Origin of the sequence: Nostoc sp., assembly GCF_036916575.1 — a bacterium.
GTDB lineage: Bacteria > Cyanobacteriota > Cyanobacteriia > Cyanobacteriales > Nostocaceae > Nostoc.
On sequence record NZ_JBALGC010000036.1, the window covers coordinates 57,337 to 75,955 of the forward strand.

13 protein-coding genes and 1 pseudogene are annotated in these 18,619 nt (G+C 42.0%); 5 read left to right on the forward strand and 9 right to left on the reverse strand.

Annotated elements, in window-relative coordinates; translation table 11 throughout:
- The first annotated feature begins 232 nt into the window (after positions 1–232).
- Positions 233–379: a hypothetical protein gene (locus V7L29_RS09175; protein ID WP_334735235.1), complete on the forward strand. Its 147-nt coding sequence runs from the start codon at positions 233–235 to the stop codon at positions 377–379.
- A gap of 233 nt (positions 380–612) precedes the next feature.
- Here the strand turns inward: V7L29_RS09175 and V7L29_RS09180 are convergent, their stop codons facing one another.
- The 3 genes from V7L29_RS09180 to V7L29_RS09190 form a co-directional block, all read right to left on the reverse strand.
- Positions 613–1,638, reverse strand: coding sequence for a S66 peptidase family protein (locus V7L29_RS09180; RefSeq protein ID WP_334735236.1), 1,026 nt, complete (start codon positions 1,636–1,638; stop codon positions 613–615).
- Positions 1,639–2,188: 550 nt separating this feature from the next.
- Positions 2,189–4,669: a dynamin-like GTPase family protein gene (locus tag V7L29_RS09185; protein ID WP_334735237.1), complete on the reverse strand. Its 2,481-nt coding sequence runs from the start codon at positions 4,667–4,669 to the stop codon at positions 2,189–2,191.
- Positions 4,670–4,986: 317 nt separating this feature from the next.
- Positions 4,987–6,111 carry a site-2 protease family protein gene (locus V7L29_RS09190; RefSeq protein ID WP_334735238.1) on the reverse strand — a complete coding sequence of 375 codons (1,125 nt, stop codon included), beginning with the start codon at positions 6,109–6,111 and terminating at the stop codon, positions 4,987–4,989.
- 105 nt (positions 6,112–6,216) lie between these two features.
- On the opposite strand from V7L29_RS09190, the gene V7L29_RS09195 reads away from it, so the two are divergent.
- The gene (locus V7L29_RS09195; RefSeq protein ID WP_334692682.1) at positions 6,217–6,360 is read left to right on the forward strand and encodes a hypothetical protein; all 144 of its coding nucleotides are present in this window, start codon (positions 6,217–6,219) and stop codon (positions 6,358–6,360) included.
- A 166-nt stretch (positions 6,361–6,526) separates the two neighbouring features.
- Here V7L29_RS09195 and sppA read toward each other — a convergent pair whose 3' ends face one another.
- From sppA to fni, 3 genes are all read right to left on the reverse strand, one after another.
- The gene (gene sppA, locus V7L29_RS09200; protein ID WP_334735239.1) at positions 6,527–8,362 is read right to left on the reverse strand and encodes a signal peptide peptidase SppA; all 1,836 of its coding nucleotides are present in this window, start codon (positions 8,360–8,362) and stop codon (positions 6,527–6,529) included.
- Positions 8,363–8,436: 74 nt separating this feature from the next.
- Positions 8,437–8,634 (reverse strand): hypothetical protein, encoded by a 198-nt coding sequence (locus tag V7L29_RS09205; RefSeq protein WP_334735240.1) that lies wholly within the window; start codon positions 8,632–8,634, stop codon positions 8,437–8,439.
- Positions 8,635–8,762: 128 nt separating this feature from the next.
- Positions 8,763–9,812: a type 2 isopentenyl-diphosphate Delta-isomerase gene (gene fni, locus V7L29_RS09210; protein WP_334735241.1), complete on the reverse strand. Its 1,050-nt coding sequence runs from the start codon at positions 9,810–9,812 to the stop codon at positions 8,763–8,765.
- Positions 9,813–9,965: 153 nt separating this feature from the next.
- Here fni and V7L29_RS09215 point away from each other — a divergent pair, with 153 nt between their 5' ends.
- Entirely contained in the window at positions 9,966–10,553 is a 588-nt protein-coding gene (locus V7L29_RS09215) for a Uma2 family endonuclease (protein WP_334735242.1), read from the forward strand.
- 99 nt (positions 10,554–10,652) lie between these two features.
- Here the strand turns inward: V7L29_RS09215 and V7L29_RS09220 are convergent.
- Both V7L29_RS09220 and V7L29_RS09225 read right to left on the reverse strand, forming a co-directional pair.
- Positions 10,653–11,327: pseudogene (locus V7L29_RS09220) on the reverse strand (DnaJ C-terminal domain-containing protein); the annotation flags it as partial.
- Between the two features lie 156 nt (positions 11,328–11,483).
- Positions 11,484–12,998 carry a phenylacetate--CoA ligase family protein gene (locus tag V7L29_RS09225; RefSeq protein ID WP_334735243.1) on the reverse strand — a complete coding sequence of 505 codons (1,515 nt, stop codon included), beginning with the start codon at positions 12,996–12,998 and terminating at the stop codon, positions 11,484–11,486.
- Positions 12,999–13,427: 429 nt separating this feature from the next.
- Between V7L29_RS09225 and V7L29_RS09230 the strand changes: the two genes are divergently transcribed.
- Complete coding sequence (locus tag V7L29_RS09230; RefSeq protein WP_334735244.1) at positions 13,428–15,113, forward strand: serine/threonine-protein kinase; 1,686 nt, start codon at positions 13,428–13,430, stop codon at positions 15,111–15,113.
- A gap of 57 nt (positions 15,114–15,170) precedes the next feature.
- On the forward strand, positions 15,171–17,327 hold the full coding sequence (locus tag V7L29_RS09235; protein WP_334735245.1) for a protein kinase domain-containing protein: 2,157 nt from the start codon (positions 15,171–15,173) through the stop codon (positions 17,325–17,327).
- A 44-nt stretch (positions 17,328–17,371) separates the two neighbouring features.
- Here the strand turns inward: V7L29_RS09235 and V7L29_RS09240 are convergent, their stop codons facing one another.
- Complete coding sequence (locus V7L29_RS09240) at positions 17,372–18,241, reverse strand: TauD/TfdA dioxygenase family protein (protein WP_334735246.1); 870 nt, start codon at positions 18,239–18,241, stop codon at positions 17,372–17,374.
- Positions 18,242–18,619: the final 378 nt, after the last annotated feature.

An 18,619-nucleotide genomic window follows, 5' to 3' on the forward strand; every position in this document is an offset into this window, starting at 1 on the left:
GGAGAAATGCATACTGTCTATCAAAATCTTAATCAAAATCACTGTGGCGCGTTAGCGTAGCTGGCTGTAGGCATCACTGATTTCCTTCGGGGCTTAAACAAACGTGAGTTCGATAAACCTCTCTCTGCCTTGAACTAAAGTTCAAGTCTGTCCCTCTGCAATTCGGCTACGGTGTACACACAAGTCCTAAAAATTTAGCTTGATAGGGCTTTCCTTATTCTCATGCAAAGCATTGTCAGTTGATGCATTGGCATTGTCAGTCGATACATTGGCATTGCCAGTTGATACATTGGCATTGTCAGTCGATGCATTGGCATTGCAGGTTAAGAGATTTGTGTACACTCTAATTCCGATTCAGAGAGCAATACGCTTGGGTTAAGAATTTCTTGCTTCTGTTTGCGTCCTTTGCGTCCTTCTCTACGAGACGCTGCGCGTTGGCGGAAGCCTCTCGTAGAGAAGGCGGTTCGTTAGAAAAATTGACTTGAAGAAAGAGTTTTAGCCTTAACCCAAACGTATTGATTCAGAGAGGGACGGTTTTGCGTAGTAAAATTTCTAAGAGGTCTTTTTATGATGGCTAATTAGACAGATAAGATATAACCCGTCGAACTCACGTTAAACAAGACTGACAGCCGCCTCTAACATTTGTATTATCGCAGCATCAGCATCTATTTCCACTTCTACACCGATTGGCAAGGTAAATTTATCTTTAATATGACCAATCATTGAACCGTACCAAGCAGGAATACCTAAAGGAAGTATGTGGTCTTGCAATACTTGCATTAAGGTAAATGATGGTTCATCCCCAAGACTACAATTAGTACATTGCCCAAAGATAAAACCAGCAATTTGATTAAGTATTCCAGCAGTTTTTAACTGCGTCAGCATCCTATCTACACGGTAAATATCCTCGCCAATTTCTTCCACAAACAGGATGCTTTTGTTCCAGGAAGGTAGGTAAGGTGAACCTACCATCGCTGACAGCACTGATAAGTTTCCACCCACAAGTTTCCCCTTCGCCTTTCCTGGTGCGATTATCTCCACCGGCACTTCGCTAGGGTTGAGATTTTGCATAGTTACAGCTTCACCATTAAATAGGATGCGCTTGAAGTAATCGACTGTAAATTGATTCCAAGTAGATGTGGCAACTGGCCCATGAAAAGTAATCATTTTACTACGGGCATTAATTGCCAATAACAGCGTCGTAATATCGCTGTACCCTATGAGAATTTTCGCATGGGAGCGGATTAGCGAGTAATTTAGTAGGGGTAAAATGCGATTACAGCCCCAGCCACCACGCATGGCAATAATTGCTTTTATGGAGCGATCGCTAAACATCAAGTTTACATCCTGGGCGCGATCGGCATCTTTCCCCGCTAAATAGCCATAACGGTCTAAAATATGCTTCCCCAGCTTGACTTTTAACCCTAACTGTGAAATCGATTGCTGCGCTGCTTCGATGTCCTTGGCGTCAACAATACCCGCAGGGGCGATTAATCCTATGGTATCGCCCACTTGCAAGCGGGGCGGCTTGCGGATGGTGTTTGGAGATAGCTTACCTTGGGCAGTAAGTGATGGTATTTGGGTGGCTAAGGTAGCCAACCCAGAGGTTGCGAGAAATTGCCGACGCTTGATAGTCATAACCATTAAGTTGGGGACTGGGGACTGTTTTTCTAATAGCTAATACCCAGTTTTGTACAGAGTAGTTATAGCAAGCGTAAATCATTCATTAACAACAAGATTTCTGACTTATTAAAGAAGTCAGGAATCTAAGCCTTTAGATTTTCAAACATTAAATAGGATTGCTATAGCAGTCCTAAATCATTTGTGAAAATTATACAACAGATTGTAACTTAGTGAGGTACAGATTATTGTAAGGGCACAACAATGTTGTGCCCCTACCTGTGTACCTCATTTACCTGAAAAACGCTGTATATCTTTTTCTTCTTTCTTCCCTTTTTTAAATTTTTATACTTTACGCAAAGCTGTAATTAGTAGTTAGTGATACCATTTATTTGTGAGGCGGCGCTAAATTTTGTTGACTTCTTATTTGTTTCTTTCTTTGTGTCCTTTGCGCCCTTTGTGGTTCGTTCCTCATGGCGCATTTTCATCCAGAATTGATATGAGCGCTAAACTCACTAACTATAAGCTACAAAAATCCCAAATTATCTGTGTTTTCCTGATATTAATACTAAACCTCTGCTATTTCATCAACTAACCCATCTGAGTTCACAAATCCATTACTAGCAAACTTGCCATTAGTGTCTAATGAACTAGGAGTAGCATATATAAAATCTGCAATACCAATTATAGGCAAAAGATGGTCAGATAATTGCATCGTCTGTAAACAACTATTGATACTAAAAGCTGCTGAATTATATGCTTGAATATTTTCTTCCAGAACACTTAATAATCGCCGATTATTCGCAATTTTTTCTTCAGCTTCTTGTTGAAGCGTTTTCTCTAAATAAGCACGCGCCTGTGGGTATTGCTGCAAAATTACATCTGCTTGCTGATCTGCCATTGGTAACAACTGAGTTTTGAGAGTTTGATTAATGGTTTGACGGAAAGATTTACGAATAGTTTGAGAAACTTTAGGTTCAAAATCTAACTTCAATAATTGCCTAATTGCTGGTTCTGCTTCCACAATACTTTCAGCGTCGTAACCTTGAGAAGTTTGTAATAAAGTCTGACGAAATTGATATATAGAAAAAGTGCCTTCATCATAAAATCTCGGACTTTCTCGCACAAAGCGATCGCACTCTACACTAGCTGCACTCATCAGTGTTTGAGTAATTAGTTTTTCTAAAATTCTGATTTCTTGTTCAATTCCGCCATCATGATCTAATAAACTATACAAGTGGCGATAATATTCTGAATTGCGAATCTTTTCAATCAACCTCTGGAAAAAATTGGCGGCTAATTGCTGAGAAGATTCAACCAAAATATCTTCTAATTGATTTGCTAAGTAATAAAATGCCTCTACTAAAATAGCAATTAAAGGTGCGGTAGCATTGCGAGGATGACTGATAGTTGCACGTCGATAAGCAGAAGCTACAGAAAAAGTATCTAGCAATTCATCTAAACGGCGAATCATTCGTGATTGCAATTGCTTAAAATCTGCTTCAAAATCATCACAAGAATTATTAATTATTTGGTTAACTTCTTGTGTGATATGCTCATTAAATTCTCTCCCAATTTGCTGAAGTTGCTGATTTAAGCGTTGCAACTCTTGCGCCTTCATAGCCTCAATTTCTTGGGGCTGACTATCTAAATTACGTTGTACACTCTGATAATGTTTTTTTAGTTTAATACAAACATCTTCCAAATCATTAGCAAGATTTTTAAATAATTGTGGACGCTTTTCCTCCATAAGATAGCGAGTAATAGCTGTGCGAAATTCCTCAGTACCACTATCTTGTATTAACTGTTCTATAAGTTCATTTCCCCAATCTCCCAAAATCCGCAGATAATTTTGATTTGGGGTTTCAAAACCGTTAACTGAGACACGGAATTTAGTGGAAGACAGTTTTCCAGAATTTACACAGTAGTTGTTAAACGCATAAACAAATTGTGGTGTTTCTTCCTTACCATCTAAACCTTTAATACTTTCTGCAAAAACAGAATCTAAACCAAATCTATCTCGTTGGCTTGTCTGTTTAATCTGACTGCCGTAAAATCCTAATAATCCACTCGTTTTATAAACTTTGCTTGAATTGCGAAACTGCCCACTAATTAAATCATCTAATCGTTGCCGTAGTTGGGTATTGTACCAAGCCTCATCGATCCGGTTGAAGATATAGAAAACGCGATCGCGTACTCCCCCATTCTCCCGCATTAATTCCAAAAGTTCTGTTTCTTCTTTTGTCATGTCACCCGCCGAAGCAGGTTTTAGTACACACACCACCGCCGAAGTATCAGGATGTTGAATTTTGGCATAAGTTAGTTGTGCATCTTTCTCTACTGGCGCATCTATACCCGGCGTGTCAATAATTACATTACCATCTTGTAGCAGAGGATGATTACAGTAATATTCTATCCGCTTCAATACTGCACTATTACTACCACGACGCGCATATCCAGCAGCTTGCTTGAGATTGGAAAAGTAAAATTGCTCCATTGAATATGTAGCATTATTAACCGTGTTGATGCGATCGCGGTTTGCTATATATCCCTCTAGTAATAAGATTAACGCCTTCGCCTGTTTTGCACGTTCTGATTTACTCTCACCACCCTCTTGCTGAATAATAGCTTGAGAACCTTGACGTAGCAAGTTAATTACATCAGCTTGGTTAATATTAGGTACTGTCTTAAATCCTAGCTGCTGACACAAATAAACTGCTTGTTCCCGAATCTCTGCTTCACTTAAAAACGTCAAAACAACACGTTCTTTATCTACTTCTGCATACTCAATTTTGCATTCTGTACCTGTCGCGTGTCCCTCTGCACTATACAGTAATTCCCTTTCCAACAGTGCATTGATTAGCATTGATTTACCGGCACTAAACGCACCCGCAAACACAATCTCAAACTTTGGAGAAATCACTTTACTTAAAGAAGTTTGTACAGGTGTAATATCTTGATAACGTACCGTTGGTTCTTGCTGTAAAAGTTGTAATATAGACTCAACCTGCTCTTTCAAATTTTGGCACTGAAGCGGTAAATCTGACATATTCAGCATCCTGACAATATTTATGTATATATTAGTAATATTTATTGTCTTGAGGGTTCAGTAAAATTTCTGAGAAAATCTTTGCGGTTTATTTGTTAGCTCTTACCTAATACCATGCTCTGGCGAGGTGGGGTAGTGCGGATATTATGGTTACTCCAACGGACATGGTATGATTTAAGGTTCATTGATTCGTCTGATGCTAAAGCGAATGGTATTTTAAGCTTTTGTTTACGAATCAGCTTTAACGCCTCATATTATGAAAAAACCCCCTCAGGATTTCTGAGGAGGGTTAAGAAGAGTGTTTTTTCATCAAACAATTATGCAGGGTTAGGTTGAGTTCTGCTCTGTAGTAGCTGAATAACCGCTGCTTTTTCTAAAATTCCCACTAGCACGCCGTTTTTACGAACTACGGGAAGCGCAGATAGCTTTTGTTGTTCGAGTAGCTGCACTACTTCTAATAGTGGTTGATCCGATTGGACTGTGGTAGATTGTGAAATTGGTTGCACTACTTCCCTAACTTGAGTTTCTGACCACATAGCTGTCGGGATGGAACGCAGGTTATCAACAGTGATTGCACCTATTAATTGTCCCCCATTATCAGTCACTAAAAACCGACGCCAGTTTTCTCCACTCATGACCCGCTGATCGGCAAACTCTCTCAGGGTAAGATTAGCACAGACCACTGGGCTATCAACCGTTACAGCATCCTCAGCTGTTAAACCTGTAAGTTTTTCCTGCACTCTGGCAAATTGCGCCGCATTGCCAGCATTCTGTAACAAGAAGAAACCAATTAATAAGTTCCAGAAGTTACCCAAGCTGCCAAATAATAATAGTGGAACTATACCAGAAAGAACCGCTACCCAACCAAAGATTTGTCCAACTCGACTGGCAAAAACTACACCTTTATAAGGATTACCTGTAATTTTCCAAACAGCAGCTTTGAGGATATTACCGCCATCCAAAGGCAAGCCAGGAATCAGATTAAATAGTGCTAATGCCAAGTTAACAGAAGCCAAAACACCCAGAATTGCTGCTAATGGCCCAGATGCAGCGGTAGCAAAACCAATAGCTGTAACGCTACCAAATAATAGTAGACTGACTAAAGGCCCGGCGATCGCAACCCAAAAAGCTTCACTTGGAGTTTTCGACTCTTTTTCTAAGCTAGCCAAACCGCCAAATATGAAGAGTGTAATTGATTTGACATCAATTCCCTGGCGAATGGCGACGAAACTGTGTCCTAATTCGTGGGCGACGACAGAGGCAAATAACAACAGCGCTGTCATCAATCCTAGTAATACAGCTAATCCCCCGGATAATAAGGGAAATTGCGCCGCCAGTCCACTGCTATAGCTCCAAGTTACTAAACCTAGAACTAAAAACCACGATGGATGGATATAGAAGGGAATTCCGAAGAGATTACCAACGCCAATTGTGCCATTCATGTCGTTCACCTTTGATTTGCGAAACGAAAAGTTAACTTTCGCTCCTCTTGATATCTGTTAGTGTAACTAAATGTTAAGTAGCTTTTAATATTTGTAACTGTAGTGGTGTCCGTCCTTAAAGGTGCGGTTAGTGGTAATTTTAGTTTAGCGATCGCCTTGCTTGGGCAAAAATGCTTTACCGAATCTGAGAATATAGAACTCAGAGTGGTTAGTTTAGATAATCCCAATAGAACAAATGATCATAGCTGACTTTATCTTGTTAAATCTCTCAAAATCCCTGCCAACCCTGACTCTTGTCGTGTAATGTTAACCAGCCCATCGACGAACTCACGTCTGATTAAGACTACGGTGAGGGCAACCCATGCGCCTCGCCGTAGTCGGTGAGTTACTGCCCACTAATACTTAGAAAAAGTATCTACTCAATCTTCAAGTTGAAAGGCAAGCGGGCGTAAATCCCCTGTGGATCGTTCATCTTTTGCAGAATCTTTACTTCCTGTTGCAATTTCTGGAATTCAGCAGTGAGGGGATTGGCTGATTTCAGTTGCGCCGCCTCAATTCCTAAAGCAGTCTGCACCTCTTGAGTTGCATGCCTAAAAAAGCGTTCTCGGAAGCTGCTAGTACGAGGATATTCTTGGACTTCCCAGTCTTCTCCTAGTTTCGCCTGCTTGGCAGCATATGCGATCGCAGTATTCAAACCACCAATTTCATCCACCAAACCAATTTCTTTGGCCGCCACACCAGACCAAACCCGTCCTTGGGCAATTTCTGCTACTTTTTGTTCTGGGAGTTTGCGACCTTGAGAAACTTTATTCAGAAACATATTATAAATTCGGTTAACATTGCGTTGATAAAGTGCCAACTCTTGAGGCGATTTCGGACGCGAAACTGTTTGACTATCAGCATAGGTTCCAGTTTTCACCGAATCCCAGGTGATGCCGTTATCATTAGCCAGCTTTTCACCATTGAATAGCAACCCAAACACACCTATTGAACCTGTAATGGTATTTGGTTCGGCAAAAATGCGGTTAGAGTCGCTAGCAATCCAATAACCACCAGAGGCGGCGACATCACCCATTGACACCACAACTGGTTTGGCCTCACGAGTTAATTTCACTTCTCGCTGCATGACTTCGGCTGCGGTAGCGCTACCACCAGGACTATTAATCCGTAATACAACAGCCTTCACATCTTTATCTTGTCGTAGTTTGTTGAAGATTTTCGCAAAGCGATCGCCTCCTACTTGCCCATCTTCTCCTTTACCATCGACAATCTCGCCCTCAGCATAAACAACGGCAATTTGATTTTTTGAGTTACGTTCTACACCCAAAGATTTGCCGGAAACTTCTGCGTAGCTATTCAGGTTAATTTGTCGGAATGTTTTGTCGTCTTTATCGCTATCTGTGAACTTTTTGAGGTCAGACACCACTTCATCGGCGTATGCTACTCGATCAACTAAACCACTAGTTTTAGCTTGTGTGGCTTCCAGTAGCGCCTGATTATCTGCGATCGCCTGCAACTGTTCCGGTTCAATTTTCCGACTTGCGCCCACAGCAGTGCGCCACTCTCCCCAAACATCATCCAACAATTTCTGAGTTTGTTGGCGGTTTTCTGGACTCAATTTTGTGAGGATAAACGGTTCAACAGCTCCTTTGAATTTCCCCACCCGCACAACTTGCACACCAATGCCATATTTCTGCAATGCCCCTGCTAAGAACATCGATTGTGAACTCAAACCGTTGACTTCCATCATTCCCAGAGGATTAAGTACAATGGAATCTGCTACTGAACTAAGATAATATTCTTTTTTACTCCAATCACTGCCATAGGCGACAATCTTTTTCCCAGCAGCGCGAAACTCCTCTAGGGCTTTCCGGATTTCTTTAAGGGAGGCATAGCCGACTTTAGTAGCTTGGCTTGTGGTCGTTGCATCTAGATAGATCCCAACAATTCGCGGATCGCGCCGCGCCTTTTCCAAAGTTTCCACAACTTTGCGGAGTGCCATTGTATCTTCATCCACACCTGATATTGTGTTTTGAAACAGTTCGCCGGAACTAGGTTCGCTATCAGTAATTTTCATCGACAAGTCAAAAACCAGCACTGACTTATCTTTTACATATGGCCCACTATCTTTAGAGGAGGTAGCAGCCATTATCAGCAAGAACAGTCCAGTGGTTCCCAGACCAGCAAAAATAATTAGTCCTAGTAAGGTGCCAACTAAACTAGCAAAAGTTTGTTTGATAAAATTACGCATTAGTTATTAGTTATTGGGCATTGGGCATGGGGCATGGGGCATGGGGCATTGGGCATGGGGCATTGGTGTTAGCGTTAGCTAGTCATCGATGTCAAAGGCGAACGAACATCAGCGGTAGTGACGTAGGAACGTCGGCAGTCTAGTCTTCTCCCAAAGGGAGAGGCTAGCGCCTGCCGTAGGATGCCGGTTCGCGGAGCGTCTCGTAGAGAAGGGCTGTAGGGGGTTTCCCAATTTGAGGCGACTGGCGTCATTGGGGATTGGTCATTGGTCACTGGTTATAACCAATACAGGATAAAGGACTAATGACAAATAACAAAAGACTAATGCTCCATGACGCCAGTCGCTCATGGGGGAAACCCCCAAGACCGCGCTGGCTCCCCCATGCCCCATGCCCTATTTCCTATTCTATGCGCTGTAAACTGCCAGAGTGCTTTAACTGATACAAGGTGGCGTTGCCAGTGCAAAATAAAACTGTGGTGATTTCGGCGATTAATACTTCAGCCAGTTCGGCAACTGCTGTCTGTGATATTGCTGCTGCTTGCAAGAAAGGCATTGCTAAACCAGCTATATCTGCTCCCAAGGCGATCGCTGTTGCAACATCCAGTCCATGACGCAAACCTCCCGAAGCAATTAAAGGTACATCTGGAGCGATCGCTCTAATAGTTGTAATGCACTCTGCTGTCGGTAAACCCCAATCGGCAAAAGTCCTCCCTAAGCGACGTTGCAAGGGATTTTCTGCTCGTTCACTTTCTACTTTTGCCCAAGAAGTACCCCCCGCACCAGCTACATCAATTGCTGCTACCCCAGCGGCGATCAGTTTCTCGGCGATCGCTGCTGAAATGCCGTTACCAACTTCCTTCGCAATCACTGGTACTGGTAGGGCAAAACATAATTTTGATATTTTGTCAAGTAAACCTCGAAAATTAGTATCTCCTTTGGATTGAATGCACTCTTGTAGAGGGTTAATATGTAAAATCAGAGCATCAGCCTCTAGGATATCAACTACCCGCAAACATTCATCTAAGCCGTACTTATAATTAAGTTGCACAGCGCCCAGATTCGCAAATAGCAGAACATCGGGAGCATACTTGCGGACAGCAAAACTATCAGCCACCTGGGGTTTTTCTACCGCTACCCGTTGGGAACCGACACCCATTGCAATTTTGTAATGTTGCGCGACTTGGGCCAAACGTTGGTTAATCATTCCGGCTTGTTCTGTTCCGCCAGTCATGGAAGAAATTAACAAGGGTGCGCCAAGGTGTTTCCCCAGGAAAGTTGTACTGATATCAATATCGTTGTGGTTTAGTTCGGGTAAGCAAGAATGGGTGAAACGATAACGTTGCAGTCCATTGGTGATTTGATCACACTGAACATCTTCCTCTAAGCAGATGCGAATGTGATCTGCTTTGCGACTCTGAGTTTGTGCAGAGATATTGGTAGGGGCGTTCACTGGTGGGTATGGTTAAAAGTATTGGCTTGCGATCGCTATTGTTACATTGTCTGCAATCGTATTTGTATAACAAAAATATTTATTTTCGCTATCTTTCGGGTACGTTACGCTATTGATAACATAGCCATTCCCCTATTTTGTGAGTTAATTAATATGGTTTTACAAATAGAAAAGCGCTACTACACCCCAGAAGAATATTTGGAATTAGAAGAGAAAGCTGAATATAAAAATGAATACAAAGATGGAGAAATTATACCAATGACAGGGGGAACAACCAACCACAACAAAATTGCAGGTAATTTTTATAAAAAATTTCCCCTGACAGTGCAAGGACAAGAATATGAGATTTACATAGGCGATGTAAAATTATCAATACCTCGTTATCATCTTTATACTTATCCTGATATTATAGTCATCAAAGGTAAGCCTATTTATGAGGGAACAGGTACAACAACTATTACTAATCCCTTGTTAATTGTTGAAGTTTTATCAAATTCAACTAAAAACTATGACAAAACAGATAAGTTTAAATATTATCGTTCAATTCCTGGTTTTCAGGAATATATTATGATTGACCAGTATAGTTTTACTGTGGAACAATTTGCCAAGCAAGCAGAAGGACAATGGATTTTTAAGGAATATGAAAGTGAAGATGCAGTTTTAGTTTTAGATTCTATCGATTTTCAAATTGCCTTGCGTGATATTTATGAACGGGTGAATTTTGAGTTGATTGAGGAATAAAACAGCGTAGAAATAATGAAGACGTGATAATTATTACTATCTGTAAGTTAATAAAAGGTGCAATATTCTCTTTGTATAAAATATTATTTATCAAATTTAAACAATAACGGTGATCAAATGGTCGCCTCGACTAAAAAAATTTCCCAAGCGAGGTACACCGCGATTTTCTAGCTTCATTATCGTATTCGGCTGGGTTTTTGGTGGAATGATAAGTTCCACTAGTCCATCTATCGTATATACTTCTAAACGGCAGCCTGAGAGTGCTTGTTGGTGGCCAATTCTGATTTTTGAGAGGATGTTAATGCCATCACGCTCGAATTCCTCATCCTCATTCACAAAAAAGTAGACGTATAAATCCCCAGGAGAACCACCACGTAAACCTGCATCCCCTTTTTGTGAGATCCGCAAGCGCGTACCGTTGTCCACCCCAGCAGGAATAGTAATTAAAAGTTTCTTGATGACTTGATTTGTGCCTTTGCCATCACAAGCATCACATTTGTCTTCAATTACTTTGTCTTCAAGAAACATCCCTGTCCCATTGCAAGTGGGACAATTCTCGACTTGTCTGAAACTACCAGAGGGTGTTCTGATGATCTTGCTTACTTGACCGGAACCAGTACAAGTAGAACAAGTCTGAGGGCGCGTTCTTGCTTTAATACCTGAACCATTACACACTTCACACTTTTCTAGATGCGAAATGCGAATTTCTTTTTCACACCCAAATACCGCTTCCCGAAATTCCAGTTTTACATCTAACCTTAAATCGTCTCCCCGAACTTTATCTTCTGCCATTTTGCGTCTTTAGAAGTAGAATTAATTACGCTTTTCACAAATTATAGTATCGCTTTTCACAAATTATAGTATTTTTGCCTTATTTCCCTGAGAAACTAACTCCAATATTAATCTAACCGAAAACTATTTCCTATTCCCCTATTGACGGGTATAACGATGTTTCACCCCAATGGGGAAATATTCGGAATCACCCATTGGTGCTAATGTAACCTGTGGTGTTTGATATTCTGGGGGAACATAATTAGCAAACTCGCTATTTAGACGTAGTAGTTGTGAAAGAATGGAAGATGCGATCGCTTCCCTTAGAGCTTCACTACCCTCTACCCCTGGTGCTAACTCCACAACTACAGATAAAAATCGATTCTTATCTGCATCTTCCTTCACCTGCAACACAAATTTACCTGTCACCCAATCTTGAATTACTGGTTGCTCTAATCCCACCGTCACATTTTCTGGATAGATATTTGCGCCAAAGTAGGAAACTGTAAAGTTGGAACGACCGAAGACATAAACGAAAGGTAGCTGATGAATACCTCTAGGTGATTGTTGAGTGTCAGAACGGAGATTTTCAAGCGGGTTAAATCCCCATTCAGCTAAAAATTGCAGCATGGCATCATAACTAATTATCCCGCCAGTATCCAAGATGTCATAACGCGCTAAAGGAATACCGTTGTCTCCCGAAAACAGCAATCCGCCATTTTCAACTTCAAAAAAGCGACTGCAAGGATCATACTGTACTAGTGTAGGTAAACGTGATTCCCCAAATAAAGCTCTAGCTGCATTGGGATTTTCTGCCAAAAAACGGCGAATGCAAATACTTAACGGTGTTTCATTCCCTAAAACTCCCGCATCCGCAGTGCCGTAGAGTGATGCAAAATCAGAGTAAGGATTTTGTGAACCAATTCTTTCAGCAACCAAACTCCGCCATTCTTCACTAAATACTTCTCCGGCCATCACTAATTTAATCTGATATTGCTGCCACTCCACACCACGAGCGATACCAGTATCAATCACATCTTTTAAAAATGGTGGGTATCCCAATAACACCACTTGTTCAAAAGCTGAACCTAGTTCCTCGACAACTCGCAAGATTTCTTCTTTGTTGTTACCAGGAGTAATTACAGTGATGAGATAACCTTTGCTAGCAAGATAACGACAGCAATTGGTGGTGAATATTCCACCTACCCAAGTGCCCAAAGTGAAACAAATCACTGCTAGGGTACGTCGAGTATCTGCATGAAAACTATCGTGAAAAATCTGTTCAAAGCGTGTGGCTATTTGGAGTTCATCTGTGAAAAAACGCGGCCAAAATGTCGGTTTTCCACTAGAACCTGATGAAGCAGCTATCATGTCGCACCCTTGGAGTTGCCCGTTGCGGCACAAGTCAGCTAAAGGATAACGCAGTATATAATTTTGTTTAGCGATCGCTGGGAGTTTTTGAAACTCCTCTAAGGTTTGAATAGTCGCGGGATTAATTTCCCTTTCTGCTAAAAAAGCCTTGTAGGCTGGTACATTAGCCGCCACATCGTGAAATAAACTCAAAGCTATCGAAGTTTGAGTGTTGAGATGCCGTTTTAATAGCGTTTCTAGGGGAGTAGACAAAAAATCTTCAAATGCTTTAATTGCTCGCTGCTGTTGTGATTTGCAGTTCATGACGCTTGTTGTTTATCCTGAAGTAGAACCAACACCGTTAAAATAATTCGTAATTCGGAATACTCGCCAAGGCGCGAGAAGCAAGCTATGTAATTCGTAATACTTGCCAAGGCGCGAGAAGCAAGCTATGTAATTCGTAATACTTGCCAAGGCGCGAGAAGCAAGCTACGTAATTAAGTTTTGCAACGGGGATAAAGAGAAGAGCCACAAAACTTGCCACTTGTTAGTTGCTCTTGACTTAAAGCCCGATAATTTGTTACTTGCTGCTAGTATTTTAGCTGTTATCTGATACCTTCAAAACTCCAGTGATTCTTAGCAACACGGATTTAATATCGGAACATCCTGCTCCTAACGTTTGGTAGGATATCCGAAAATGAGGGTAGGCGCGTTGTAGTCACTCAATAAAACCTTAATTTATCCTTCAGCACCATGCAGCTCTATTGCAGTAAACAACACACAAATAATGGTAGTAACCGCTTTTGTACCCATTGTGGTGAGCCATTACCTCTTGCTGTGGGACAGGTTGTGGATAATCGCTATCAAATTATCCGTCATCTAGGGCAGGGTGGCTTTGGACGCACCTATTTAGCGGAGGATAGAGATAAATCTCATCAAACATGTGTGCTGAAGGAATTTGCACCCCAAGTCCAAGAACAGCAAGATTTACAAAAAGCTAAAGAGTTATTTGAGCGAGAAGCAAATGTTCTGAAAAAACTCCAGCATCCACAAATTCCGCATTTTCACGCCTCGCTACAAGTGAAGATAGGCACTAAAGATTTTTTCTTTCTAGTGCAAGATTATGTGGATGGTGACAATTACTACCAATTATTAGAACAGCGTCAGAGTCAAGGAAAAGCCTTCAGTGAAGAGGAAGTAATTACCCTACTGCAACAGGTTTTACCCGTGTTATCCTACATCCACTCACGAGATGTGGTTCACCGTGATATCTCTCCTGATAATTTGATTTGGCGGCATTATGATAATCTGCCAGTGCTGATTGATTTTGGTGGTGTCAAGCAATTGCCAGCTTCACAAGGTTTTTGGCGTACTAAGCTAGTTGGAAATAACACTTTGTTGGGTAAAAAAGGCTACGCCCCAGAAGAACAGCTTAGGCAGGGAAAAGTATTTTTTAGTAGTGATTTATACTCTTTAGCGGTGACGACATTGGTGTTGCTTACAGGAAAAGAACCGCAAAAATTATACGACAGCTATCAGGGAATTTGGGGATGGGGAAAGGAAATCCGAGTTAGTCCCCAACTGGAAGCGGTGTTAAAAAAGATGGTGGCTTATAAACCGAGCGATCGCTACCAACGAGCCGAGCAAATCCTCAAAGATTTACCATCGCTAACTGTGACTAAATCCCCAGGTAATTATATTACCACCAAGATTAAAACAATGGTAGTTGCTCCTGGAAGACAAGGTGCCAGTGCTGTTTTGAGTAGATTTCAGAATAAAACGCAAGCAATCGCTAAACCGATATCTTGGCCTGTTTGGATTCGACCTTTTGTGATCAGTCTAGGGGGAACAGCTTTAATTGGATTAACTTTGGCGGTGGGAAATGCAATCATTCGGAGTGTAACTTCAATCACTATCCCATCAATTTCCTTACCGCAAATTCCCCAGTTTCCACCCAGCGGTAAACCAGTCAGCGACAAAGGAAAAAATGGCGACCTCCAGGAAATTACCAGTCGTCGTCAACAGCTAGAAATTACTGAAAGATTTTTTATTCCCTTCGTAGATAATTTATTTTATACAAAAAAACCGGAATTAAAGGGACGTAGCCTGACATCTAAACCTGAAGACGCTGGTTTACGAGATGAATGGTCAGGTATCGCTGACGATTTATTGGATAAACTAGAACAGGCTAACCTCAGTACAGCAGCTCGTCGGAAATTGGGTAAATATACTGAACAAGGTTACGAAATATGGAGACGGCAAGCGCGGTCGGGGCAGTTTGGGAAGTATACAATTGATCAACTGAACAAAGACACAAATGAAAAATTTGATCGGTTGTTTCCTGGTCAGCAGCGTGGGAAACTGAATCAACAGACTTTTGGTCAAATTTGGTATGCGATCGCAGCTGATCAAATCAGTAAAGTACAATCTGGCAAGTAAGGGGATTAGGGAAGAGTCACTAATAACTAATGACTAATAACTAATGACTAATGACTAATGACTAAAATATATTGTTCTAAAGGACATGAAAATTCCCCAAGTAGTCGCTTTTGTCTCCAGTGTGGTGAAAAGTTGTTGGGTACGCCCATGAGTTATAGTATCCAACCAGGACTAACTTTAGGCGATCGCTATGTGATTGTGCGTCAAATTGGTCAAGGTGGCTTTGGACGCACTTATTTAGCTGAAGATGTCAATCGTTTCCGCGAACTTTGTGTTTTAAAAGAATTTTCTCCTCAAGTTCAAACCGCTTACGTTGTCCAAAAAGCAGAAGAACTGTTTGAGAGAGAAGCAAGTGTTCTCTATAAACTGCAACATCCCCAAATTCCCCGCTTCCGGGAACTGCTTCGCATGAACTTAGGGGGCAAAGAATATCTGTTTTTGGTGCAAGATTATGTAGAAGGGGAAACTTACAACTCGTTGTTAAATGCCCGGATACAGCAGGGTTTGAGCTTTACAGAGACGGAAGTGCGCCAATTGTTGCTTTCAATTTTGTCAGTGTTGGAATACATCCACTCACTAGGAGTAATTCATCGAGATATTTCTCCAGATAACTTAATGCTTCGGACTGTTGACCAACTGCCAATGTTAATTGATTTTGGCGGTGTCAAACAAGTAGTAGCAACCGTTGCTTCCCAATATTACCAACCCGGCGTAGTTGCATCTTCCCCATCACCAACCCTATTGGGTAAAGTAGGATTTGCGCCCCCAGAACAGATGCAAACTGGGTTAGTATCTCCCCACAGCGACTTGTATGCTTTGGCAGCAACAATGCTGGTTTTACTGACAGGAAAACAACCTCAAGAATTAATTGATACCTACACTCTTACCTGGCAGTGGCGACGCGAAGTTAGCCTGAGTCCAATTTTGGCCCAGGTATTAGATAAAATGCTATCTGCCAGACCAAGCGATAGGTATCAATCAACCCGTCAAGTACTCCAAGCCCTCAACCCGCCCCCAGCTAACTTTCCCCCAACTCAGTATCCCACTGCACCAGAACCCACATCTGCCACCGTCGCCATCTCTCCACCTTCCCCATCCCCCACCCTGCGGGAAGCTAAAGCTACATCTCCACCATACTCTCAGCCCACAACTTGGTGGACACCAACAAAAACTTTCCTTGTGGCGGCGGTAGTAGCTGGGACTGCTGGATTAGTTTGGTGGGGAATAAATAGCAGGCGCGATGTCGGGGAAGTCAAACCTACTCCCACAGCCAGCCCAATTCCAACCAGTGACCAACCGACCGATCCTTCAGCGCAATATTCACCAGCAGAACGGCAGCGCAAAGAAAGATTAAGCGATCGCCGTCAACAGTTGGATATTAATGAAAATTTCTACGTGAACTTGGTGAATCAAGTTTTTTGGGACAGAAATCCCAATTTACGGGGACGCACTCTCAGCGATGGCCCTAAAGATGAAAGTTTGCGGGCAGAATGGGATAAAACAGCCTCAGAATTACTGGAAAAGCTAGCGCTACTGAGTTCAACTACACGCCGACAACTGGGAACTTATACAACTGCTGAACGCGATCGCTGGAAAGTGGAAGTCAACAAAATCAACGTTGGTAGTCGTTCCTTGTATGATTTGGGAGATGCTGCTTTCTTAAGTGCATTCCCTGAACAGCGTGGTAAAGATTTCCGCTCTCAGCCCATTGGACAAGTTTGGTACGGTTTTGTTAACGATCAACTCAGTGCTATCCTCGCCGGTAGCGCTTTCCAGAAACTTGTATTTGATCCGGGCGCTATCGGCAAAACAGTCAGCGGTAGTCTCCAACCTGGTGGTGGTAAAGTATTCATTGCTGGACTTGCCAAAGAGCAATCTTTGGACTTGAAGCTACAAGCAAATTCCCAAGTTTTGTTATCAGTCTATTCACCCTCTGGCAAAATCCAATTTTTAGAAGATTCTAAAGAGCGTAGTTTGTCAACTAAATTACCAGAAAAGGGATTTTACGAGTTTGTCGTGGTTTCCACAGCATCGAAACCAGTAGATTATCAACTCAACATTATAGCGGAAAATCCCACTCCTCCTCCATCGCCCACGCAAACACCTACGCCCACGCCCACGCCCACGCCCACGCCAATTCCTACACCTACACCAACTCCCACAGAAACCGCCACTCCGACACAGACACCGACGCAGAAGATAACACCTCAGTAGAGAGCTATCCTCTATATCTGGAGCGTCTCTACGTGAGATAAAAATTATGTCTTGTCCACAACCCCTAAACGCAACGCAATCCGCTTGTATTTCGTTGGATCATAGGGTGTACCTCTGTGCATCACCTGTGAGTTGTCCCAAAAAATAATATCTCCTGGCTGCCAAACATGGGAGTAGACTGGTGTGCAGTCTAGAACAGTCCCAAACAAATCCTGCCAGAAACGTTTTGCTTGCTCTGGTCTATCTTCCATCCCAACTGCGATCGCAGTGTCCGAACCTAGATATAATCCTTTTTTACCAGTGACTTTGTGAGTAGACACAATGGGATGCACTTTCCTCGGTACATCAGTCTCTACATTGGTACTCTTAGAAAACATTGGTGGTGAGTGATACATCGACATCTGCTCTAACTGCTGCTGATGTTGACGATCTAGGTTATTATAAGCCTCTATCATGTCGAGGAACTCTGTGGTATGGGGCTGCCCATTTACACCTTCTGCAGGCACTTCCACACCATAAAGCATGACAACATATAGCGCATTCATATCTAGTCCCTCTGTGCAAGGAACCCCATCTTTATCATGATGCCATTCCCAAGCAAACTTCCCTACTGCTGTTTGAGCAAGTCCCTTGGGATTACCTAAGATATTCACACATTGGCTTTGGAGGTCTGGACTGATATCGGGATCTAATGTTTTGGTTTTGGAATAGCCAAACATTAAGTCACCAAAGGTCTTCCTGGCAAATTCTTCTAACTGCTTTGCGGTGAGGTCTTGCTGTCTAACTACCACAAGGCCATGTTTCCAAAGTGATTCTTTTAATTCATGCGACTCTAGATTTGTGAGGTAGCTAAGATTGCAACCCCGCAGGACTTCAACTCCGAGTCTTGGTTGGTGTTTAGTTATTGGAGTCATTACTATGCAACTATTTTTGGAGCAAACTATATAGTCAATTAGTCTAGATAGGAAATTTGTCTAGTAGTATCTTACCTAAGAAAGTTTGCAAGTAAAAAAATATTGTACTAGAGTTTATTCCATAAGTTTAACCTGAGTACAACAGCTAAAACCCGACAAAAATAGACTACTTTCTTATAAGTAGGTGTGTGTGAAAATTTATAACTATATCATTGCGTTGGCGTAAGCCTTCCCGTAGGGTACGGAGCAAAGCGAAGTGAAGCAATCACAAGGATTTAGAGTATTTTACATTTCGTTACATAGTTAGGTTTATTTGAGCCAGCCGACTTAGCACTGTGCCTCGTGCGTGATTGGGTGTTGATTATAAAGATTATTCTA

Excerpts from the sequence above, each read along its gene's own strand:
- V7L29_RS09180 (WP_334735236.1), bottom strand. The coding sequence starts at position 1,638 with ATGACTATCAAGCGTCGGCAATTTCTCGCAACCTCTGGGTTGGCTACC.
- V7L29_RS09185 (WP_334735237.1), bottom strand. The coding sequence starts at position 4,669 with ATGTCAGATTTACCGCTTCAGTGCCAAAATTTGAAAGAGCAGGTTGAG.
- V7L29_RS09190 (WP_334735238.1), bottom strand. The coding sequence starts at position 6,111 with ATGAATGGCACAATTGGCGTTGGTAATCTCTTCGGAATTCCCTTCTAT.
- sppA (WP_334735239.1), bottom strand. The coding sequence starts at position 8,362 with ATGCGTAATTTTATCAAACAAACTTTTGCTAGTTTAGTTGGCACCTTA.
- V7L29_RS09215 (WP_334735242.1), top strand. The coding sequence starts at position 9,966 with ATGGTTTTACAAATAGAAAAGCGCTACTACACCCCAGAAGAATATTTG.
- V7L29_RS09225 (WP_334735243.1), bottom strand. The coding sequence starts at position 12,998 with ATGAACTGCAAATCACAACAGCAGCGAGCAATTAAAGCATTTGAAGAT.
- V7L29_RS09230 (WP_334735244.1), top strand. The coding sequence starts at position 13,428 with ATGCAGCTCTATTGCAGTAAACAACACACAAATAATGGTAGTAACCGC.
- V7L29_RS09235 (WP_334735245.1), top strand. The coding sequence starts at position 15,171 with ATGACTAAAATATATTGTTCTAAAGGACATGAAAATTCCCCAAGTAGT.
- V7L29_RS09240 (WP_334735246.1), bottom strand. The coding sequence starts at position 18,241 with ATGACTCCAATAACTAAACACCAACCAAGACTCGGAGTTGAAGTCCTG.